General features: G+C 38.6%; 20 protein-coding genes. 14 read left to right on the top strand and 6 right to left on the bottom strand.

Features of this window, described 5'->3' with window-relative positions; translation table 11 throughout:
• Window positions 1-235: 235 nt before the first annotated feature.
• Window positions 236-550 carry a hypothetical protein gene (locus tag FCR06_RS09320; protein ID WP_138498865.1) on the bottom strand — a complete coding sequence of 105 codons (315 nt, stop codon included), beginning with the start codon at window positions 548-550 and terminating at the stop codon, window positions 236-238.
• A gap of 525 nt (window positions 551-1075) precedes the next feature.
• Here FCR06_RS09320 and FCR06_RS09325 point away from each other — a divergent pair.
• Both FCR06_RS09325 and FCR06_RS09330 read left to right on the top strand, forming a co-directional pair.
• Window positions 1076-2368, top strand: a complete 1293-nt coding sequence (locus tag FCR06_RS09325; RefSeq protein WP_138498867.1) for a hypothetical protein — start codon at window positions 1076-1078, stop codon at window positions 2366-2368.
• Window positions 2369-2927: 559 nt separating this feature from the next.
• Entirely contained in the window at window positions 2928-3206 is a 279-nt protein-coding gene (locus FCR06_RS09330) for a hypothetical protein (RefSeq protein WP_138498869.1), read from the top strand.
• A 376-nt stretch (window positions 3207-3582) separates the two neighbouring features.
• Here the strand turns inward: FCR06_RS09330 and FCR06_RS09335 are convergent, their stop codons facing one another.
• Window positions 3583-3831 (bottom strand): Ycf34 family protein, encoded by a 249-nt coding sequence (locus tag FCR06_RS09335; protein WP_138498871.1) that lies wholly within the window; start codon window positions 3829-3831, stop codon window positions 3583-3585.
• Window positions 3832-3917: 86 nt separating this feature from the next.
• Between FCR06_RS09335 and FCR06_RS09340 the strand changes: the two genes are divergently transcribed.
• The 4 genes from FCR06_RS09340 (at window position 3918) to rtcA (ending at window position 8308) form a co-directional block, all read left to right on the top strand.
• Window positions 3918-5237 (top strand): CCA tRNA nucleotidyltransferase, encoded by a 1320-nt coding sequence (locus tag FCR06_RS09340; protein WP_138498873.1) that lies wholly within the window; start codon window positions 3918-3920, stop codon window positions 5235-5237.
• Between the two features lie 464 nt (window positions 5238-5701).
• The gene (locus tag FCR06_RS09345; RefSeq protein WP_138498875.1) at window positions 5702-6184 is read left to right on the top strand and encodes a tetratricopeptide repeat protein; all 483 of its coding nucleotides are present in this window, start codon (window positions 5702-5704) and stop codon (window positions 6182-6184) included.
• 21 nt (window positions 6185-6205) lie between these two features.
• Entirely contained in the window at window positions 6206-6490 is a 285-nt protein-coding gene (locus tag FCR06_RS09350) for a hypothetical protein (RefSeq protein WP_189523360.1), read from the top strand.
• 771 nt (window positions 6491-7261) lie between these two features.
• Window positions 7262-8308: an RNA 3'-terminal phosphate cyclase gene (rtcA, locus tag FCR06_RS09360; RefSeq protein WP_138498877.1), complete on the top strand. Its 1047-nt coding sequence runs from the start codon at window positions 7262-7264 to the stop codon at window positions 8306-8308.
• A gap of 517 nt (window positions 8309-8825) precedes the next feature.
• Here rtcA and FCR06_RS09365 read toward each other — a convergent pair.
• The gene (locus FCR06_RS09365; RefSeq protein ID WP_138498879.1) at window positions 8826-10271 is read right to left on the bottom strand and encodes an MFS transporter; all 1446 of its coding nucleotides are present in this window, start codon (window positions 10269-10271) and stop codon (window positions 8826-8828) included.
• Between the two features lie 77 nt (window positions 10272-10348).
• Here FCR06_RS09365 and FCR06_RS09370 point away from each other — a divergent pair, with 77 nt between their 5' ends.
• Complete coding sequence (locus FCR06_RS09370) at window positions 10349-10867, top strand: phosphoribosyltransferase (RefSeq protein ID WP_138498881.1); 519 nt, start codon at window positions 10349-10351, stop codon at window positions 10865-10867.
• 446 nt (window positions 10868-11313) lie between these two features.
• Here the strand turns inward: FCR06_RS09370 and FCR06_RS09375 are convergent, their stop codons facing one another.
• A complete protein-coding gene (locus FCR06_RS09375; protein WP_138498883.1) occupies window positions 11314-12231 on the bottom strand; it encodes an AEC family transporter in 918 nt (305 codons plus the stop codon).
• Between the two features lie 102 nt (window positions 12232-12333).
• Here FCR06_RS09375 and FCR06_RS09380 point away from each other — a divergent pair, with 102 nt between their 5' ends.
• Window positions 12334-13149 carry a D-alanyl-D-alanine carboxypeptidase family protein gene (locus FCR06_RS09380; protein WP_138499187.1) on the top strand — a complete coding sequence of 272 codons (816 nt, stop codon included), beginning with the start codon at window positions 12334-12336 and terminating at the stop codon, window positions 13147-13149.
• A gap of 148 nt (window positions 13150-13297) precedes the next feature.
• On the opposite strand, the gene mrdA is transcribed toward FCR06_RS09380, so the two are convergent.
• A complete protein-coding gene (mrdA, locus tag FCR06_RS09385) occupies window positions 13298-15151 on the bottom strand; it encodes a penicillin-binding protein 2 (protein WP_138498885.1) in 1854 nt (617 codons plus the stop codon).
• 198 nt (window positions 15152-15349) lie between these two features.
• On the opposite strand from mrdA, the gene FCR06_RS09390 reads away from it, so the two are divergent.
• The 4 genes from FCR06_RS09390 (at window position 15350) to FCR06_RS09405 (ending at window position 18948) form a co-directional block, all read left to right on the top strand.
• The gene (locus FCR06_RS09390) at window positions 15350-16480 is read left to right on the top strand and encodes an ABC transporter ATP-binding protein (RefSeq protein ID WP_138498887.1); all 1131 of its coding nucleotides are present in this window, start codon (window positions 15350-15352) and stop codon (window positions 16478-16480) included.
• Between the two features lie 201 nt (window positions 16481-16681).
• Window positions 16682-17512: a 16S rRNA (adenine(1518)-N(6)/adenine(1519)-N(6))-dimethyltransferase RsmA gene (gene rsmA / locus FCR06_RS09395; protein WP_138498889.1), complete on the top strand. Its 831-nt coding sequence runs from the start codon at window positions 16682-16684 to the stop codon at window positions 17510-17512.
• 85 nt (window positions 17513-17597) lie between these two features.
• Entirely contained in the window at window positions 17598-18551 is a 954-nt protein-coding gene (gene ispE / locus FCR06_RS09400; protein WP_138499189.1) for a 4-(cytidine 5'-diphospho)-2-C-methyl-D-erythritol kinase, read from the top strand.
• 67 nt (window positions 18552-18618) lie between these two features.
• Complete coding sequence (locus FCR06_RS09405; RefSeq protein ID WP_138498891.1) at window positions 18619-18948, top strand: DUF3082 domain-containing protein; 330 nt, start codon at window positions 18619-18621, stop codon at window positions 18946-18948.
• A gap of 15 nt (window positions 18949-18963) precedes the next feature.
• Here FCR06_RS09405 and FCR06_RS09410 read toward each other — a convergent pair whose 3' ends face one another.
• A complete protein-coding gene (locus FCR06_RS09410) occupies window positions 18964-19833 on the bottom strand; it encodes a response regulator (RefSeq protein WP_138498893.1) in 870 nt (289 codons plus the stop codon).
• 1616 nt (window positions 19834-21449) lie between these two features.
• Between FCR06_RS09410 and FCR06_RS09415 the strand changes: the two genes are divergently transcribed.
• Together FCR06_RS09415 and trpC are read left to right on the top strand one after the other, a co-directional pair.
• Window positions 21450-21728, top strand: a complete 279-nt coding sequence (locus FCR06_RS09415; RefSeq protein ID WP_138498895.1) for a HetP family heterocyst commitment protein — start codon at window positions 21450-21452, stop codon at window positions 21726-21728.
• 230 nt (window positions 21729-21958) lie between these two features.
• Window positions 21959-22843, top strand: a complete 885-nt coding sequence (gene trpC / locus FCR06_RS09420; protein ID WP_138498897.1) for an indole-3-glycerol phosphate synthase TrpC — start codon at window positions 21959-21961, stop codon at window positions 22841-22843.
• The last annotated feature ends 134 nt before the right edge of the window (window positions 22844-22977 follow it).

Here is a 22977-nt window from a genome sequence, read left to right on the forward strand (position 1 = left end):
CGTAATGACGCTCCTACGTAGCCTTAGCGAGTAGAAGCGTCATTAAATTATAGCAGGAGGCAGAACTATTACTATTCCTACCATTCATGCTTGTCATATGTCCTAAAGGGTGTGAGAGACTAGGGCTATAATTACGAATTACGCCTTGCAGTACAGTGGTGTTTATGCGTTGACCAAAGTTGCGATGACGCCAAGGGCGAACAGTGACTCAGCAGCTTTTTGATGATTATTTTGATTACTGCTGCATCAAAGGTGAGCGAAAAATTCTACTAAATATAGGAATTCGTAATTGAGCCTGAGTTGCAGTTAGATTTGGCTTAGGAGCAGAAGAGTTACTAACTGTCTCAGAAATAATAGTCTGTTTATTATTAGTAGAATTGAGCGAATCATGCATTTGGATAGTAGAAGGAGAACTTGAAGATGTAGAACTAATATTATTAGTATTTTGACTATCAGATTTTACCGCAGTTTGAGCATGACATGGAGTAATAATGCAGGTTGAGACTGTTCCTAATACCAGTATTAGGAGATGAGAAATATATTTGGACATGGGGGGTTTCAAATTTTTTAATAAATATTCAAAGCTTATAAAGCTTGGGCTTTTCCATCTCTCAGAAAACCGCTATTTCTCTCAAATAATTTTCTGCGCTCTGCAAACAATCCTGTTACCTATTTTCAGCCTTTCTTATAAAATCGCGCAATTGAGAATATTAATAATTTAATTATATTTATTAAAAATTGAAACAGAAATATTACTGAATCTCTAGAAAAAAATTTTATTAATGAATGTACTTTTGATATATTTAATAAATTACAATAAAAAGTTTATATATTTAGTCTTTCATAAATTATACTTTTGATAAAGCAGTTTCCGTAAATCAATACATACATGTGTTTAGGAACCAGATCTAAATCTAAGCTTGTTAGGTAAATACTGAGAAAATTATTTGCCTGTGAGCTGATGGGATTTACCATCCGCATTAGAAACTTTTCAGCATCTACTTATTCTTAAAAATTAGACTAGCTTTTCTAGTTAGTAATGGCGACACCCACATCCTTATCCTTTTAGAAATTTATGAAAATTAGCATCTTCAAAATTCCCTTGGCACTCATGCTAGTTAGTTTGACAGTCTTACAAACAGCTAATGCTCAAACTCCGGTAACTGAAACTTCCAAGCTATCTCAAGAAGTTCATGTGCTTCGTAAACAAGGGCCAAAGGGGTTACAGATATTTCTTAAATCCCATGCCAATCAGCTAAAGACCTACTCTTCAGGTGCAGTTCTACCTTCTGCTGCACTCCGGATGGCTTTAGACGAACTCTGCCAACAACGGGACTGTTACGCTTCTCGTTTGTACTGGTACACCGACATAGAACAAGCCAAAGCTGCTGCCAGAACCAGTGGTAAACCCATTCTATCTCTGCGGTTATTGGGCAGACTTGATCGCGATTTGAGTTGTGCTAATAGTAGATTCTTTAGGGTAGCACTGTATCCCAACAGTGAGATTTCTAAAGTACTTCAAGACCGCTTCATTTTGCACTGGGAATCAGTACGTCCCGTACCCAAAGTGACTATTGATTTCGGTGATGGACGTAAGTTGGAGCGGACAATTACAGGCAATAGCATTCACTATATATTAGATGCCTCAGGTCGTCCGATTGATGCAATTCCAGGATTATATAGTCCTAAAGCATTTTTGCGTCAGTTAGAGCAGGCTGAAGTAGCAGTAAAAAGTTATAGCAAACTGACACCAACAGCTCGCGAGGCTTTTTTAAAAAAATACCACAGCGATCGCTACAATTCTACTCAAGCCCAATGGCTTGCAGATTTATCTCGTTTGGGTATCCAGTCTCCCCCTAAGTTAGTAGAATTTTCTAGCAATTCCACTCAACCACCGACAGCAGAAACCGCAAGCTCTGTAGCAGTTTCTAAAATGTTAGTTGAAAGGCCTATGCTGAGCGCTCTCCAGCCTGATGCCGAACGGAATCAAAAGGCTTTAGCTGAAATCACCGATCAAGAAGCCTGGAATAAAATTGCTCAACTCTATACCAGCGATGACAAGCTAGATCAAAACAGCATTTCTTTAATTAGAGCTAAAAAGTCTCAGTCTGCTAATACTCCAAAAGATAATTTGCCAATAATAGTGAAAAATTTTGAAGCTGCAATGGCTTTAGATACAGTCAGAAATGAATATATACTGCACAGCCAAATTCATCAATGGTTTATGGGAGGTAACCAAACAAGGACTGTAGAAGCACTCAATCAGCAAGTATACGCCCAACTCTTTTTAACTCCTAGTTCTGATCCTTGGTTGGGGCTTTTCCCCAGCGATAGCTACAGTGCAATTGATAATGATGGTATTCGTTAAGCTAATAAACCTCATTTTTACGTTGCATATTTTGGGAATGATTTTGTTCGTTTTGTGGGATAGAGAGAAGTCTGAGCGGTGGAAACCACCGCTCACAACTTTGGAGTGTTTTGTGCGTCCTTTATGTTTTAGGGTGATAGGCTAATCGTTATTCAACTTGCATCTCCGTGTCCACCCGTTTTTCTAGCAAGTAGAGTTATGCAACTTCAAAGCGCATCAGCTTACTACATGGAATAATTATTTGTTGTAGACCTAACCCAGGAAATTATGTCTAAATTATTGAAAATATAGACATATTATTGAGATTAAACAGATATTTGTAATTTTTTTATTCGTTGTTATCTATAATTTCATTTGTCTATAAAAACACAATTGATTGAGCTACATTGTTTTATTTAAAAAAATAAAGCTCATAACTAAAAAACATAATTCCTGCAATTATGTCTAAGTTTATAATTTACAAATACTAGAATCTGCCAATTTGGCTGTAACAATAAATATAGGACTCAATAGTTACGCAATTAGTAAAGGTSACCAACTAATCTTCAAAGGAGCAAAAATGGCTGATATCAAAATATCTGAAAATTTGACTAAAAACCAGATTTTCTTGCTAAATTATGAGAGCTTTCTCAACGAATTACAAACACATGAAATCATCTTTATCGAAGGTGGAGGTGGTTATTATCGTGATTGTGGTTATGCAAATGGCTGTCATGATTACGGTTACACAAATGGCTGTTATAACTACGGTTATGCAAATGGCTGTCATGATTACGGTTATGGAAATTACGAGGGGAATGCATTTTATGGTGGGGGTAGCTATTTCAGAAGAGTCTAGATAGGGGTAGAGGTAAGGAATTTGTTGTCGTATATCCTAGCGGTCAATTCTATTAATTGATTCAGAAGCGATCAACAAAGGACTAACTTCGACTTTATCGAAATCAAAGAAGTTATAGCGATTTTCATTTGAATGAGTTAGACGGTAGGATAGCATAGCTGTGCTATCCTACAAATTGTCCATACTCCACGCAATTGCAAACCGCTATAATATCACTTGACCAAATATCCTATACAGACAGATATATAGGAGTTTACAGCTGTATACCCCTACAGTTGATTCATGTGTTACGAAGATTTTTGTGAATAAACTTTGGAATTGAATTGTTAAGGTTCTGTTATTAATGGGCTGAGAGATAAGATACTACCTTAAGTTTTTAAGTCGGCACTAATTCTCCAGGACGCAACTTCGACCACTTACCCGTTTCTCGCTTAAAGCTCAGACAACCGACAACATCCCATTCCATTTCAATCAAATCGTCTTTAGTGCGGATGTTGACGTTGATAGAAGGTTCATTTGGGTCAAAGTCTGGTGTTTGAGTCAAGTGAGGTTGTTGGTGCTGCCCTTCTACGGCATGATAGGTGAGACAGCGATCTACATAGTGGCAGTTCACGCAAATACACATAATAGAAACAACTCCGGGGGCCTTTATTGTTAATCTAGCTTAAGCCCGACTGTTATTCATTAGTTGCCGGGTTGATTTTTATTACAATGCGTTTTTTTGTTGCTTCTACACTAGCTCCCGAAAATTGGCCTTTTAGCTTGGCATTATTGCCACAAACTGCTTATATGGTAGGTGGAGCTGTACGGGATGCTATCCTTGGCAGAACTCGCGAATACCTGGATTTAGATTTTGTTATACCATCTAACGCAGTAGAGGTTGCCAGAGCGATCGCTCATCATTACAATGCTGGTTTTGTCTTACTCGATGCAGAACGACAAATAGCCCGTGTGGTTTTTCCCCACGCCACAGCTGACTTTGCCCAACAAGAAGGAGATAGTTTAGAAATTGACTTGCACAGACGGGATTTTACAATCAATGCGATCGGCTACAATCCCCACACGCAAGAAATCATTGATCCTCTGCAAGGCTGTGCAGACTTACAACAGGGCATTTTGCGAATGGTTTCACCTGCTAACCTCGAAGATGACCCTTTGCGGTTAATGCGAGCTTATCGCCAAGCTGCCCAACTGAATTTTACTATTGAGCCAGCGACCCAAACCACAATTCGTTCTCTGGCATCACATATTAGCAAAGTTGCACCAGAAAGATTTCGGGTGGAAATCGCTTATTTATTGGCAAATTCTCAAGGTACTCCTTGGGTAACGGCTGCTTGGGAAGATGGCTTAGTTACCCCTTTCTTCAAAAATGCCACCCATGAAAGCTTAATTAAACTAGCAGCAGTTGATAATGCAGCAGCCTTACTTACGCAAAATTGGCAACAACTAGGAGTACAACTAAAAGCATATGTCCGCGATACTATCAAAACCACTTGGTTAGCTATTGCCAAACTTGCTTGTCTTATCAACCCAAATCCGGAATTAGCAGAAATAGAACTACAGGAACTTACCTATAGTCGTGCCGAAATTCGGGGTATAATCACTGCTGTGAAACTATCATCGCGGCTGAAAGTAGCAAATATGTCCTTACGAGAACAATACTTTTTCTTTCAGGACGCAGATATTGTATTTCCCGCCACGGTAGTCCTAGCCATAGCATTTGATAATTTGGTAGAGGCGATGTCTGGCGACAAGCAGCTAAACACAGGCGTCGCTATAACAGAACAAACCCATGCAAGGCATTACCTTGTCTTTGCACCTTTAATCAACCGCTACCTGAACCCTGACGATCTGGTCGCTCATCCCACTCCACTAGTGAGCGGGAAGGAGTTGATTATAGCATTAGATATTCCAGCTTCGCCAATGGTAGGCAAACTGTTGACAGAAATTGCTGTAGCACAAGCTGAGGGTGAAGTCTCAACACCAACAGAGGCGATCGCATTTGCACGCAAGTTACTTGATAATTCCTAATTAGTTAATGCTAAGTCAATAAATATCCCTGTAGTGTGACTTCGCTGCAACGATGTGCTTGTTTAATCAGCGTAGCAATAATCAGCCTACGTTGTATCAAAGCAGCTGCTATTTAAAGAATGGGAATTAGTTTTAGGACTAAAGTTACTAGGATGGGAAGTAAGAATAATATCCGGAGAAACTAAGTTTTTTTGTAATATTTTTATAAACTATTAGTCACTAAGGAGTTGTCAACTACCTATAGTCAGTTTTTATGTTTAAAAGCGTGGCATCCTTACCACTAAACACTTATAAGTCTGAGTATTTGGTTTGGCATTGCTGAGCTTGTCGAATACAAAAAWTCACACATAAATTTCATAAATAGCAATTGATATCCGTAATTTTAAAGATGACTTTAAAAATGTTTTAGAAGAGAAAATTTGTGAGAAAGTAAAAATAAAGGTATATTCACTGATCTCAAATTTATGGATTCTTTATCTATCAATTTCTTACTTGAAGAGTTGAAAAATCCCGATGCTACAATCCGGGAACAGGCAACCAGAAAAATTTGGCGGATCTGGTTTCAACAAAAGGGAATTTATGGGCTTGAAAGGATTGACCGCAGTCAAAAGTTACTTGATGCAGGTGAAATTACTGAAGCCGAAACAGATCTGACGGAACTTCTCAAAGAACAGCCAGATTTTGCTGAAGCTTGGAATCGGCGGGCTTTTCTCTATTATAGTATTGGCGATTATCAAAAATCTCTAGCAGATTGTCAGATGGTTGTGCAGATAAATCCAATACATTTTGGTGCGCTTCATGGCATGGGTTTGTGTTACGCAGCACTTGGAAAGTATAGCGAAGCTATCCGAGCTTTTAAACGCGCTCTAGAAATTCAACCGTATTCGGTAGTGAATCAAAAGTTAATTTTAGAATGTACATTTAGATTGAGTTACGACGGTAGATAGGAGAAAGCATCATACTGTTTTATGAATCCGTCATCACCCTCATCAATAACAATTCATCGCCAAAGTAGTCGCAATTTTCTTCAATACAGTTTTATCAATATTGCTAGCAGCTTGATAACAGCTTGTACTAACAGCAACCAACCGTCAACTAGCAATTCTAAGTTAGATAAAGTAACGTTTGGCACAAACTGGATTGCACAAGTAAAACACCCCGGATTTTACGTGGCGATGTCTACGACCAGTTGCACCAAGGCCACTGGTATCTACAAAGACTACAGTTTAGATGTCACTATCCATAATGGGTAGTCTTCAAGTTGGTAGTACTAAATTGTTGAGGGGGGGTACGGTAGACTTCCATTATGGGTTATGGTGTCGATCCTGTGAACGCCATAGCGCAAGGTATTCCCCAAATCACAGTCGCAGCAATTTTTCAGTAAAAATCCCTGGTGTCTCATTGCCCATCCCAACACAGCAATTAAAACCCTTGGCAACCTTAAAAGCAAACCAATTTATGTTTATGCTAATATTAATAATTGCCCTTTACTCAAAACCAAGTTTAGTTTTAGTGACAACCAAAAGCGTCCTTACAACTTTAATCCTACTTTTTTAACTGATAAAAACTCAGACAAATATTTGTTTTTGTCAGCTTGAGTGCCTGATCCGACTTGATATTAAATAAGTGCCATGAATTCTCAGAGAGTAAACTGGGATAATCTACATGGCAAAACAGCGTCTATTAGCCTCATTCCTGGTGATTTGCAGCTTGTGCGCTACACATAGAAGAACGTCTCAACAAAATTATTCGCTATCACCAAGAACAGAGTGTGGCTATTGACAATCCTTACACCTATATTATTGAAGAAACTGGGAGGAAAAGTTATTGCTCCTCAGCAGTTCAAATTTTGAGAAATAATAGACCTTTATAGGTTAATGAATTCTGGATAAAGCAAAGTTCTCCAATTAAAATTTAAAAATTGAATTCTAAATTCTCAATTATGAATTGTGAATTCCACACATTATCTATGCTTTAATTTCCAAAACCTGGGGAAAACCCAAAACAACATCCCAAAATCACCCATGATTGAAATTGATGGTTCTTACGGAGAGGGAGGCGGACAAGTTCTTCGCACTTCCTTAAGTCTAGCCGCTATCACTGGCGAACCCATACGGATTGCAGGTATTCGCGCCGGACGCAAAAAGCCAGGATTAGCACCACAGCATTTAACAGCCGTTCGTGCCGCAGCTAGAATTTGTAATGCCCAACTACGGGGTGATGCTTTGGGTTCAATGCTGCTGGAATTCATCCCAGGTAGTGCCGTGCAAGCTGGAACTTATGCCTTTGATGTTAGTAAAGCACAACCTGGTGGTTCTGCGGGTGCGATCGCTTTAATTCTCCAGACAATTCTCTTACCTTTGGCACTAGCATCTGGCAATTCCCAAGTAACACTCAAAGGTGGAACTCATGTAAACTTTAGCCCCACAGTTACATACATTCAGCAAGTTTACCTGCGGATATTGCAACGCATGGGAGTAGAAGCAAAAGTCAAGTTAGGCGCTTGGGGTTGGTATCCCCAAGGTGGCGGAGAAATCGAGTTACAAGTTGGTGGTAGTAGTCAACTTGGCGGGATTAACTTATTGGAGAGGGGGAACTTACAGCAAGTGCGCGGACTTGCGGTGGTGACAGAATTACCTTCCCATATTCCCCAACGCATGGCCAATCGTGCCGAAAGTTTGTTAAGAGAAGCGCATTTAAAAGTTACTGTACAAGCGTCGCGAGAAAAAGGTGTCGCACCTGGGGCGGGTATTTTCCTCACTGCTGAGTATCAGAACAGCTTAGCTGGTTTTGGTGGGTTTGGGCGTTTGCGGTTATCAGCGGAGACAGTTGCAGAAATTGCTTGTCAGCAACTACTTGAGTTTCATCATACAGGCGCACCAGTGGATGAACATTTAGCAGATCAATTATTATTGCCTGCTGCTTTAGCTTCACAAGCAAGTCATTACCGAGTAGCTGAGGTGAGTAGTCATTTAACTACAAATGCTGGGGTAATTCAACAGTTTGGATTAGCGCAGATTAAAGTAGATGAAGTTGAGAGAATAGTTTCAGTAAAGAGTTTAACTAGATAAAACAAGCATTATTACTCTAGTAATGCTTGATATATAGAGTAGTACAAAGTACTAATTATAAATCAAAATTAATATTTTAATACATTATGTATTCAATGAAAAACAGTATCAGGACTAATACTTTACTCGATTTACAATAATAAAATCATGCATCATAAAATAAATCAAATAAAAATTTGTCCCATTAATAAAAGTGGAAATGAGACAAGGGAGTTTTTAAGCAAAGACAGAAAACTTGTATTTATTTAGAGGTATTTGCAATCAAATCCATAAAGCCATACTTCTGATAACAAGAAGGACTGAGAAATTCACAAAATGACTACAACTATAAATGAGAGTGAGTTAAGTTGTTCTTAATACTTCCTATTGATTTAAATATGAAACAGAGTATTTAAATTGACCTCTTCTAAAAGAATATATTTAAATTTAGTCAGTTTGCGAGCGCAGATACAAAAGATAGGGTAGGGAGTATTGCTCATTTGTTATTCTCCTTGTCCTCTTGTATTTCTCATCTTCCTCACTTTTGATCCCGTTCTTTGAGTTTCAGCATAATTTCTGCGTGCATCTCGCGGGTAATTGGGTAAAAATACGTTAAAACTAAGCCACAAATCAAACATATTGTGGGTATAGGCCCAACAGCGATCCGAATAGCTAGCAGTGCCGATTCCGGTTGAATAGGTAGTGTAGTTTGTCCAATTACAGCTTCTTTAAAACCAGCTATTTGTAAAGCATTTCCTACTAAAAATAGCCCAAAAGCTAAACCAAATTTTTGTAGTAAAACCATAAAGCCATAAAAAATGCCTTCTCTACGTTGTCCAGTTTGCAGTTCATCTAATTCAATTACATCTGGAATCATTGACCAAGGAATTAAATAAGCTGTGGACACACCAATACCTGCCATAACAGCCATAAAATACATCAAAGCAATTTGACCAGGTTGCAAGAAAAATAATCCGGCGGCTGCTATAATCCATAAACTCATTCCCAGAAAATAAACAACTTTTTTACCAACTTTTTTACTTAATGCACCCCAGACAAATAGCATTAACAAAGCAGTTCCTTGGACTGCAATCATTAATGTAGGCACATCTGATTCCTTGAGGCGCATACAATCGACTACAAAATAGGGAATAATGCTAGCTGTGATTTGCACGCCTAGCCAAGAAAAAAGATATATACCAATAACAAATAAAAAAGCTCTATTAGTGAAGACAATTTTTAACTGTTCGTTAAACGGGAGAGATGGAGGTTCCTCAATTTGGGTACGTTTGGCTTCAAAAGCCAGAATGCGATCGCGGACTCCAAAAACACAGCAATATAATGCCAAAATTGAAATTATTGCACAAATTCCTGATAAAACTAGATATTGTTGTTGGCGATCGCTAATTAGAAAAAAAATAACTTGTGTTAAAATCAACGACAAAATGCTGCCACCAATAGAAAATGTAAAGCGAAAGCTATTTAAGCTAGTGCGTTCGTCGTAATCTTGAGTTAATTCTGGAGTCATTGCCGTATAAGGCAAATTCACAACAGTGTAAAACGCCTGAGATATCACGCCAATCACCACGTAATACCAAAACAACGGCCAAATATTATTACTCTGCTGGGCACTAAAACGCGGTACAATCCACTGCAAGAAGAAGAAAATTCCAAAGGGAATTGCTCCATAAAACATCCAAGGAAGACGACGACCCCAGCGACGAGATTTTGTTTTATCAGTTAGAAAGCCGACAACAGGATCGTTTATTCCATCCCAGATTTTGCCAATCATCAAAATACTGCCAGCTAAACCTGCTGGGATACCAGCAACATTAGTAAAAAAAACTAGGAGAAAAAAGACAGAGATATTTGCAGTAACAGCTGGACCTAGATCTCCTACACCGTAAGCTAATTTTGTTTTCAAATCCAGTTTTTCACTTACAGGATTTCGTTGGGCATTGCCATCACCAACAGAATCATTCATAATAATTTGCACTCATACTAAAATAAAAAGTTTGCGTTTGCCTTCAATAGTAGCTATTTACCACTGAAGTGAGACTTATGCCAGACCTTTATGTTTCTTGGTCAAATTATCACCAAAAAATTGAACAACTGGCCATTGAGATTTATCAATCTGGTTGGGAATTTAACCAAATTATCTGTCTTGCTAGAGGAGGACTACGAGTTGGAGATATTCTCTCCCGTATATACCAGCAACCGCTGGCGATTTTAGCAACCTCATCTTACAGTAGCCCTGGTAAACAAGAAAGAAATAATTTAATTATCTCCGGTCACTTGACAATGACTGCCCAAAAGTTAGGTTCGCGCATTCTTTTAGTAGATGACTTAGTAGACTCTGGAATGACACTCCAGCAAACTGTTTCTTGGCTGAAGCAAAATATTGATTTACCCATTGAAGAAATTCGCACCGCTACACTGTGGTACAAAGCGTGTTCAGTTATAGCACCCGATTATTACGTTGATTATCTGCCCGATAACCCCTGGATTCACCAACCCTTTGAACGCTATGAACAAATGAACATCACTGAACTAGCAGCCAAGATAAGTCGAGAAGATTAAATTATACTTCTTGTTTCAGTATGGTTGAAAAGAAAAAAGCTTAGAAAGCTATATTTTTAGTAGTTTTATAGCAAGCATTAAAAGTTGGGGTGTAGTTAGTTTATTTGTTCATAAGTAATGTATACTACATTAATTTGATAAGTAATCTAACCGTTTCTACTTGAAAGCGATCGCCAGACATGATAATGCAAACTAAATATTTTGCCTATCTCTAGACTGCTTTTAAGAAATCTTTCTCTGATGGATTTATCAAAAAAAGATAGCAGAAGAAACATCATAAAAATCTGCAAGCTTTTGGATACGAGTGACTGTTAAATTGCTTAAAAAACCTGACTCAACTAAATAAATAAAGTAAACGTTAAAAAAAATTAGCAAGTTGCGAAGCTGAGTGTAAATACTTACTTTTGGAGTATTTATACTGACTAAGATAGTGGATTAATCTAAAATCAAAACAGCCATAGCCAAATTGGCAGAGTAATCAGCAATACTATAGCTCCAGCAGCTAAGGCAGTTACAGCTAAATCACGATCAAGATTGAATGTCTCAGCAATTACCAGTGTGGCAAAAGCTGGAGGCATAGACATTTGCAGGACTATCACCTTTGCTATAGAACCCGTTAATCCAAACACTGGTAGGATGCTTCCCAAGATTAAGGGAACTAGTAGCATTTTGATTGCTAAGCTTACTGCTACTTGTGGTAGGCTGCGCCAAGAGTTGAGCAACGCTAGTCGCATTCCAATTAGCACCAAAGATAAAGTTAGAATACTCCAAGCCAATTTCTCTAAGCACAATTCCACCACTGTGGGGATTGTGACCTCTCGAAACAGCAAGCCAAATCCGAAACTCCATAGAGCAGGATTAATTAAGACAGCTCTAAAAGTTTGCCAATAATTGTGGACACCACCGCCAAAACGCGCTGCTAGTAATACGCCCAAGCCATAAGCTCCTGGGAACGAACCCAACAAATCGTAAAATAACGCCCAAGCAAAGTATTCTTTACCTACCATTGCTAAGGCGATGGGAAAGCCGAGAAAGCCTGTATTACCCAGCATTGCCGTTAGCAGCAAACTAGCCTGAGTTGGTGGTTGGGGAATGGTCTTTCTAAAATAGGCTTGTACTTTAATGCCTACCCAAGCTAAAAATGCACCGAGTAGAATGGCTAGGTAAGCGATCACAGGTGCAATCCAAATCTGCCCAGACAAGCTAGAGCGGTGCAAAAAAGATACTATGCTGATGGGTACTCCCACCCAATAAAGAAACTGCCCTAACCTGGTAGGAACTGTTACAGGTAGTTTGCGTCCCAAAACAAAACCTACTAGTACTAATCCTCCCAGCTTGACGTATAGTTCTAAAAGGTTTGTCAAAATTGCGCCTAAGAATTACAAATCTAAAATGCTACCTTTTACCTCTACCTTTTGTCCAGTGCAAAATCTGTTATGGCTATCCCACAAAACAGGAGTTTTCCCTTGAAGAAGGCTGGGTTTTCTAAAAAACTACACAATTCATCACCCGATCCAGATGATATTCCGGTGGCTGTACGTGATACTCCTGTTGCAGTACCCAAGGTGTGGTTGCAGCCTCGATTTTTGTTGATTGGGGGATTAGCAGGATTTATCCTGCTGGCTTTAATTAGTAGTTTTTTGTTTTTTCTGATTACATCTAGAAAAACTGCCAATTTGCAACCCTCAGCAATTAGTCCTGCTCCTGCAACCAGCGCAACATCCAATAATTCCAACACCAATAATTCCAACAATACTTTGTTAGGGCATCTAGCATACTCAGAAGCCCCCGAGTCACAATTAGTAACCATTTCCGGAAATAGGGGCATTAGAATGCGAAAAGCTGCTGCCCAAAAGTTTCAGGAGATGGTAGCAACTGCACGAAGTGCAAATGTAATTTTAGTGCCAATTTCTGGCTTTCGCTCAATTAAAGACCAAGAGCAATTGTTTTTTGCTGTCGGTGCCCAGCGAAATCAAACACCAGCAGAACGAGCAGCCCTTAGCGCTCCTCCTGGTCATAGCGAACATCACACAGGTTATGCTGCGGATATTGGAGACGGTGCAGCACCAGCGACAAATCTCCAAACCAACTTTGACAAAACCAAAGCTTATCAGTGGCTACAAGCAAATGGAGCCCGTTTTGGTTTTGAAATGTCCTTTCCGAAAGATAATCTTCAAGGTGTGAGTTACGAACCTTGGCACTGGCGTTTCGTTGGCGATCGTGATAGCTTAGAAACTTTCTACAGAGCTAGAAATTTAAAACCCGCTCAGGCGGCTCAATAAAACTTTATCTCTGGGGTAAGAGTCATGTGTTATTAGTTATTTTCACCTCTACCTGCTGCTTTCCCTACTCTTTTAGTAGAGGCTAAAGCACTAGTCCCCTAACGACTAGACAGTAATATTCAGCATACATTTTGAATTCTTCCTTCTCTTAGTCTCCAGTACTATGTCCAGAATTGTGAGTTTTAGCTTCTGATGCTTCAGACTGGGGTTTTTGATACTTACTGGGATATTGATGCTGAAAATAAGCTTCCAGCACTTGTAAAACCATTGGGCCGCAAACAGTACCGCCATGATCGCCGGAGTTTTCACCAAATGCTACAACCACAATTTCTGGCTTATTAGTGGGGGCATAGGCACCAAACCAAGTATGATTGGGGCGACCAACACCAGCTTCGGCAGTACCACTCTTTCCTGAAGCTGGGGCAATTGTGGGTACATCTAAGCGCTTACCTGTACCCTCACTGATTACCTTTCGCAGTCCCTCGCGGAGAACTTTAATGGTTTGGGGCTTCATATTTAAAGACTCTCGCCAACTTTTTGCTGATTCGTTGTCTTTAAGTAAATGCGGTTGAACTCGATACCCACCATTAGCAGGGACAGAAAACATGATTGCCGATTGCAGGGGTGTCACTTGCAAAGCACCTTGACCAATTGACATATTAATGGTGTCACCTACAGTCCAAGGTGTCTTCAAAACTTTTTGCTTCCATATTTCATCTGGAACCAAGCCTTTTGATTCTTCATTGACAAATTCAATGCCGGTTTTTTGACCAAACCCGTATTTGCGACTCCATTCGATTAAAGTCGGGCCACCGACTTTTCTGCCAACTTGATAAAAGAAAGTATCGCTACTCATCGCGATCGCTCTGGGAAATCCCAATGGGCCAAATCCGGCGTGGTTCCACTCGCCAAAAGTTACTCCACCAACAGTCAGCGAGCCAAAGGTTTGTAATACTGTGTCTGGAGAAAAATTACCCGATTCCAACCCAGCTGTTGTTGTAATAATTTTAAAGGTACTGGCGGGTGGAAAAGCGCTCAGGGCACGATTTACTAAGGGATGGTCTTTACCTTGGACGCTTTCCCAATCTTTGTGGGAGAGTTTTTGTTTGGAGAAAATATTCGGGTCAAAGGTGGGGTGAGATACCATTGCTAAAACCGCACCATTATTCGGGTCAAGTGCGACGATCGCTCCTTTGCGATCGCCTAAAGCTTTTTCTGCTGCTTTTTGCACATCTAAATCTATAGTCAAGTGTAAATCATTACCCGCTTTGGCCTGTTTTTCGCCTAAAACCCGCAGTGGCCGACCTGCACCATCTACTTCTACCTGTTGACCACCCCATTCACCTCGCAACATTTTCTCATAAGCCTTTTCAACTCCCATTTGACCGATGACATCCCCCAATTTGTAGCCTTCCTGCTTCTTTTCTTTTAACTGTTCGGGAGTTAATTCTCGTGTATAACCTAGTACATGCGCTAATTCTTGACCATGCGGGTAGTAGCGAACGGCTTCCGTAGAAATTTCTACATCTTTAAGTTCACTTTCATACTCCTTTAATGCCGTAATTTGTGCTTCATTTAAGTCGCGAGCAATCCGAATCAGTGAAGAAGAATTGGCACCAGCTTCTTCGAGTTTCTTTTCCATCTCCTCTTGAGGAATATCGAGAATTTGAGATAGACGCGGAGCCACAACTGACCATGAGGGTTTAGTATGTGCCATCGGCCACAAATACACGGAGCGAGGATAGCGAGTACTAGCTAGAAGTTTGCCATTACGGTCAAAAATATTACCTCGTTCTGGTTGTTTGGAGATCGTCCGAATCCGATTTGCTTCTGCTCGTTTGCGGTGATTCGCTCCTTCAATAATTTGTAAGTATGCCAGACGAGCGCTAATTCCCGTCACCATCAATAGAGTAAATACAATTAAAAATATTGGTTGGAAACTCCGTCCGACTGTGCGTGTATTTTTTTTACCACCAAATGGAGCTGGTTTCAATAATGTCATAAGACAAAGAGTACTTCAAGATTAAGATTATTTGTAGATATTACGATAGTCAGTACTGGGTGCTAATAAATTGGGCGAGTATATTCCTAAACAATTGTTTTTGGCGGATACAATAAACCAAAGTGTCAAATTTAGTCTGCCCAAAAGACTAAACAAATTGACAAAATCAGGTAAAATCACGGCATTCTACTAAGGATTATGGCTCAAACTGCGATGCAGAATCAGAGGGGGATCGCAACTTTTCACCCACTTGACGTTGAACTGCGTAATGTATTCAAGTTTTTTAACCAAGAACCAGCAGTACACGGAATAGATTTGGATGTCAAACAGGGGGAATTTTTTAGTATTTTAGGCCCCTCCGGTTGTGGAAAAACAACAACACTGCGTTTAATTGCCGGCTTTGAAATTGCCGACGCTGGCAAGGTGTTGATTCAGGGTCAGTCTATGACTAATGTGCCCCCTTACCGCCGACCCGTCAATACTGTATTTCAAAGTTACGCTTTATTTAACCACTTGAATGTGTGGGATAACATCGCTTTCGGACTGCGCTTAAAAAAATTACGTAAAACGGAAATTGAAACTAGAGTTCAAGAAGCATTAAAACTGGTAAAAATGGAAAGTTTGCGATCGCGCTTTCCCAATCAACTTTCTGGCGGTCAACAGCAACGCGTTGCTTTGGCTAGGGCTTTAGTCAATCGTCCTGCTGTCGTCCTATTAGATGAACCTTTAGGGGCGTTAGATTTAAAACTGCGTAAGGAAATGCAAGTTGAGTTATCAAATTTACATCAAGACTTGGGATTGACGTTTGTGATGGTGACACACGACCAAGAAGAAGCACTTTCTTTGAGCGATCGCATCGCTGTGATGAATCTAGGGAAAATAGAGCAAGTAGGTACTCCCAGCCAAATTTACGAACGTCCCAAAACATCTTTTGTTGCTGATTTTATTGGCGATACTAATTTATTTAATGGTGAAATCCTAGCGGTCAACTCTTCTGATGTGGAAATTTTGACAAAAACAGGACTCTCAATTATCATCGCCCGTGCTGAAGATACACCAACTGAATTATCACAACCAGTAGTTGTCAGTGTACGCCCAGAAAAAATCCAGCTTTCACTTTATCCGCCCAATTTGCCAACAAATTGTTTTGAAGGTCGCTTAGTTAATGTTATGTATTTAGGCACCCACGTTAATTACATTGTGGAATTAATAAATGGTATCAGAATCAATGTATTACAACCAAATACTTTTGGTAATTTACCAGACCGCGATACACCAATTTATGCTTGGTGGGCAGAAACAGATTGTTTAGCATTATTAAGTAATTAGTTGTCCTTTATTTGTAAACGAACAATAAAAAGAGCTAGGATAACCTTTGAGTTTACTTAATAAAATTTTTGGCGATCCGATTTAATTTGATTAATTCGGTTACTATTTTTATGCAAGCTTCTATAAAATTTACTCAAGTTTAATCATATAAATTAATATAAAATTAATCATAAAAAGTATTCAAGAAGAATAGAAATATAAATGATCCGACCACGCAAGGTCTTTGCTCAGCATTGGCTTAAAAGTGAAAAGGCACTCGAGGCAATTATTAAAGCAGCAGAGTGTACAGAAGGCGATAGCATCCTGGAAATTGGCCCAGGAACAGGTATTCTCACTCGTCGTTTACTACCTTTAGTACAATCTCTACTTGCAGTTGAAATAGACCGTGATTTATGTAAAATATTGGCAAAACAAATAGGTAAAAAGGAAAATTTCCTACTGCTGCAAGGAGATTTTCTCACCTTAGATTTACCATCCCACTTGGTAGCATTCCCTCATTTCCAAAAGCAAAATAAAGTAGTAGCCAATATTCCTTACAATATTACAGGCCCAATCATCGAAAAACTACTCGGTACGATTGCTAATCCTAACCCCGAACCGTTTGAATTGATAGTCTTGCTAGTACAAAAAGAAGTAGCAGAAAGATTGTACGCTCAACCAGGGTCAAAAACTTTTGGGGCATTGAGCGTGCGGGTACAGTATTTAGCTGAGTGCGAATTAATTTGCCCAGTCCCAGCAGCTGCATTCCATCCACCGCCAAAAGTCGATTCAGCTGTCGTGCGATTGCGTCCCAGAAAAATAGAGATCCCAGCACTTAACCCAAAACGGTTAGAAAATTTGCTAAAGCTAGGATTTGCTGCCAAGCGTAAAATGTTACGAAATAATTTGCAATCTGTAGTAGAACGCGATCGCCTGACCCAATTACTGGAACAATTAGAAATAAATCCCCAAGTCAGAGCCGAAGACCTCAGCCCTCAGCAGTGGGTAACTCTAGCAAATGAGTTGTCGGGAGTGCTGAGTACTGAGTGTTAACTGTTGACTGTTGAGTAAGGAGTTAAGAGTTATTCTCCCCACCTCCTTATCTCCCCATCTCCCTCATCTTTCTCGCTCCCTAAAAATGCATTCCTACAGCTTAATTGCCCCTGCTAAAATCAATTTATATTTGGAAATCATTGGCGATCGCCCTGATGGCTATCATGAGTTAGCAATGATACTCCAAAGTATCGCTCTTGCAGACCAGATCGATGTCCGTTCTAATAGCAATCGAACCATTCACGTTCACTGCAACCACCCACAAGTACCGACAGATAAAAGTAATCTGGCATACAGAGCGGCAGAACTGATGGCGAAGGAATTTCCAGAAGCGTTTGCTAGATATGGAGGTGTAGACATTAGTATCAACAAGCAAATTCCTGTAGCTGCTGGGTTAGCCGGAGGTTCGACAAATGCCGCAGCCGTGTTGATCGGGATAGATTTACTCTGGAAATTGGGACTAACTCAGTCAGAATTAGAGGGATTGGGAGCTAGACTCGGTTCAGATGTCCCATTTTGTATATCAGGTGGAACAGCGATCGGTACAGGTAGAGGTGAGCAACTTTCTCCCCTGCCAAATTTGAATAACATATATATAGTATTGGCAAAATACCGCAGTCTAGAAGTTTCCACCGCTTGGGCGTACAAAACCTATCGGCAGCAATTTAGTAATTCTTATATCAAAAATACCAACGACTTAGTAGCTCGTGCTAATGCAGTTCACTCAGGAGCGATAGTAAAGGCCATTTTTGCTCGAGATACAGGGAAAATAGCCGAAAAATTGCACAATGATTTAGAGCGAGTAGTATTACCAGCCTATCCCCAAGTATTGCAACTGCGAGAAGTCTTTGCAAATCAACAAGGCGTTTTAGGAACAATGATGTCTGGTTCTGGACCGACGGTATTCGCTCTTTTTGAGTCTGAACAGCAGGCAGAACAAGTTAAGCTCTATGTCACAGAAGCACTTACCGATGGAGATTTAGAATTGTTTGTGACTCGGACAATTTCACATGGTATTCAGGTAACATCCTCAGTTTAAAAAAATCTTTTGTATTTTTACTTTTTACTTTTCAATACGGCATCCCAAATCCCAAATCTAAAATTGTATGAGTGACCAAAATTTAACTTCAAAAACTGATGCTCAAGTACAGATGACAGCGAGTCCTTTACGCTCTATCACTGGGGCTGTAATTTCCGCAGGAATGGCATTTGCAATGTATTCGCTGATGATTGCGATCGCCACAAATTTTGCAACCAAACCTATTCATTCAATAAATCCATTAGTAATAAAAATTGCCTCTGCTGTTCGTACCTTGGTTGTCGGTATAGTTGCTTTAGGAAGCGGCATATTTGGTATAGTAGCAATTGGTTTGTTGGCTTTGACACTACAATTATTAGTGCAACAATTGAACAAACCAAAAACTAAGGAAAATTGAGAATTGGCTTGAAAGCTAACGACCTAAAAAGACAAGTTTTTCTACGGAACCGCGATTTTTGATTAATTGTAGCTTGGCAATTTTAGAAGACTCAAGAAGTTGTTGCTGTTTTCTCCAAATTTTTGGAGAAAGCCCGTGATGTTGACGAAACTGACGAGAAAAATGACACGTATTTTGATAGCCTAGTGCAAAAGCAATCTGCTCAATAGTTTGATTAGTATTTTTAAGTAAGGGGCGTGCTGCTGCCATCCGGCGCTTGACTATCCAAGCGTTTACACTTTCTCCTGTTTCTTTTGCTACTCTATTGGTTAAGTAAGCAGGCGAATAGCCAACTGCAACAGCCACTTTAGACAAAGTAATTCCTTGTCGATAATTATTTTCAATGAAGTCGAAAACTGATTGTAATTGAGGAATATATGGAAAAATAGACTCAGAGTTAATCGTTGAAGCTACCGGACGGCTGAGTTGATGAGAGTTAGTAGCATACCAGTACCTGAATAAAGCTTGCTTTTCAAATCGGACAGCGATTGCTTTGAGCAAATCCTCTATAGTAGAAGGCTTAGTCAGATAATCATCTGCTCCTAACTCCATACTTTTGCGATGGTCTGCTTGAGTATTACTACCAGTCAAAAAAATAAAAGGAATAACTGCTGTTTCCGGATTTTGGCGGAGTGTAGTCAAAACACTATAACCATCGATATCTGGCATTTGAATATCGCAAATCACCAAGTCAGGTAAATGCTCTTGTGCTTGCTCGATACCATTTAGCCCATTTTCTGCTTCTATAGTATGAAAACCTTCAGCTTTAAGAACCTCCAAGAAGACATTGCGCATGACAGCATCATCTTCAATGACAAGAATTTTTTTCGACGGTTCGTGTATCATTTTTCTAGCAATAGGATTTTTGTGGCAGGAAAAAAGAATCAAATTTTGTGCCGACCCATTCTCTAAAAAAACTATGAGTGTTGATTCTAAATATATTTATTAATTGATGGTTTACAAAACTGCATCAGGAAATCAGTAAGTTTCAACTCAACTTCTGGCTGTAAATAAATAGAAAGTTAGATTATATCTATTTATAACCACCAGAATTCATATACCTAGTTACTCACTTAAACAAGTCGGCACTATACCCATTCAGGAGTTGTTAATCACTGCTTAATCAGATTTTAATATTGCTGTTTTTAAGTCAAAAGCAATATTATTTTAGATAATCACAGATAGATTATGATTTTAAATTTAATTGTAACAATAGAATGTGATTTTTATTATAATGATAATGTAAAGATATTTTTGCTTTCATATTTTACATAAATAAATATTATGTATAATTTTGTCAGTTTCAAAAGTATTTATTTTAAATTTAAATAATTTATTTTCATCAATAAGTAATGAAGTCTTGAGTAGACAGGATAATTACACTATTAAATAACCTTGTTTTTGTAGATTATTTAACTGTATGTAACAGTAATTTTCAAAAAACATCGACTATTTAATTTTTTGAACATAGAATAATATCTACATCATTAGTTATCAATTTTCTCTTGACTACGCCTATATTACGTAAATATAAGCTTAATCAATAAAACATTTTTGATTAATTTAGTTTATTTTTTCTTTTTCAAGGATTAAACTATATATCAATAAGTGCTGTCATCTGTCACAAGATATATATTTTAAAAAATTATATGTATTGTTAAGTCTAAAATATCTTCCAAAAGAAATATAAAATATGAATTACTTATGTGTTTAAGAATACTATAAGATATTAATTCATTTATGGGGGGTTTAACCCCTCATCTCTAAAACCTCATTTTTGGATTGCTTGACCGCGTTGCAATAAATTAATGGTTCATTGCTGAAGTATCTTGAAACGTACTGAAATTAAAGAAATTAAAATAGATTAAGGTTACGATATTAGACCTAGTATCAACTTGGCAACAATCTTATAGTAATCATTGCAATTAGTGAATACTTGTACCTCTTAAAAGGTCTAGTCGGAGAATACAGGAGTCGTATGAAGCATATCGCCTTAGCAGCATAAAACTCGAATAAAGCTATCGGCCTTCTCCTAGTTCATGTTTATTTATTCTAAGCAAATAAATCTGATTTCAAGAGCGAAAAAATAGATATATCTATCAAAAAATTGTTCATATACTCCTTCACTAAACATTGAGTAAGCTTAATTAAGAAGCTGCTTCTGCAATACGGTTCATCTGTAAGAGCGGGTTAACTAGATATTTATTCTATCGGTTATACCCGCCCCTACTTTTAAGATGAGCTGAGAATAACTATTAATTTAGTTATTTAATAGTATTTTTTTATATCTTAATTATTAAAAAATTTTAAATTTAAACAATTCAATTTTAATTTAATTAATAATTTTTTTAAATGTAGATTATTTATAAAAAGGAGAATAATTGATAACAACAAATTAAAATAAATCTAAAAAGTTTTACTAATTTTATACTAAATATTTTCTTTAAAAAAGAGTGTAAATTATGTCTCAAAGTATTAGTAGTTATCAAAACCAACTGGGTAGAAAAATTAACAATGAACAAATTGAGCAAATACTAAAAGCAATTATTGCAGGTAAATATTCATGGGCATGTGTTTTAATACTGCGTTTTACTGGTTATAATCCGATAGACTATATCCCTTATCGTACGTACATCCGACTTCTCAAAAATAACTGCTTAGTTGAAAGTTCTAAACCAAATCAAACTAGTAATGAAACTGTAGAATCTTTAAATCTTAAATCAACGTGGCTTCAGTTGTGAAAAAAATTATGACAGCGAAATTCCTGTAAATAAATATTAACAAGTAAGTCTATTTCAAAGCAGTTGTTCACAAAGTTCCCTTAGGGAAGGAAGAAGGCTGAAAGTTTTACATCTTTGGTTATTCAATGTTTCCTTTCACTATAAGGCATCCCACACACTGTCATTGTGAAGAAGATATGTAGGGGTAGCCTGAAATTTTATAATTGATACTTTTTGGTGATCATTAACATATGACTTACTCATTTACTACCCCTAATACTTATTTGCAACCGACTCTCAAAGAGATTGTATGGCAGAAAAAGTATGAAGTTGCACAAATTCAGCAAGAGATGTCTTTAGCTTCATTGCAACGTCAGTTAACCGCTGCGCCGACAGTGCGAGATTTCCTCACCGCTTTGCAACAAAGTCATTACCGACCTTGTATCATTGCAGAGGTGAAGAAAGCATCTCTAATTCATGGAATAATAAAGGCAGACTTTGACCCCGTAGCGATCGCCAAAGCTTATGAGCGTGGTGGCACAACTTGTATCTCTGTTGTTACGGATCAGAAGTTCTTTCATGGCGGCTTTGAGATTTTACGTACTATCCGTCACCGGGTATCATTACCTTTACTGTGTAAAGATTTTATCTTAGACCCGTGCCAAATTTATTTAGCACGAGCAGCAGGTGCAGATGCAGTGCTACTGATAGCAGGGATTCTGTGCAATCGGCAACTTCAAAATTTTTTGCGGGTGATTCATTATTTAGGAATGAATGCTTTGGTAGAAGTGCGTACCTTGGCAGAACTGGATCGAGTGCTACAACTTGATGATGTACGCTTAATAGGAATCAACAATCAAAGCCTAGAAGATTTTAGCGTTGATATCAGCACAACTCGGCAATTGCTGGCAGCTAGGCGATCGCAGATCCAGAACTTAGGTATTTATATCGTCAGTGAGTCTGGCTTGTATACACCAACTGATTTATCCTTTGTGGCTGAAGCTGGTAGCCATGCCGTTCTACTGGGAGACACTTTAGTCAAACAAGAGGATTTACAGCAGGCTGTGCGCAATCTACTCCAACTTAATCTTTCCACGCACAACAACCTTCTAAAGAGGGCAATAAAGGAAAGATAGTTTTAAAGATTGTTTCAGAAATTATCAACAAAGGTAGAGGACAGAGGGCATTCAACAGAAGGTATAAATCCCTTGTGTTGAATGCCTGAACCGTCTCTTGCCACGCTAGGGAGCAAGGGTTTAAAACCTTTTGT

It is taken from the genome of Nostoc sp. PA-18-2419 (assembly GCF_005869855.1).
Lineage (GTDB): Bacteria > Cyanobacteriota > Cyanobacteriia > Cyanobacteriales > Nostocaceae > Nostoc.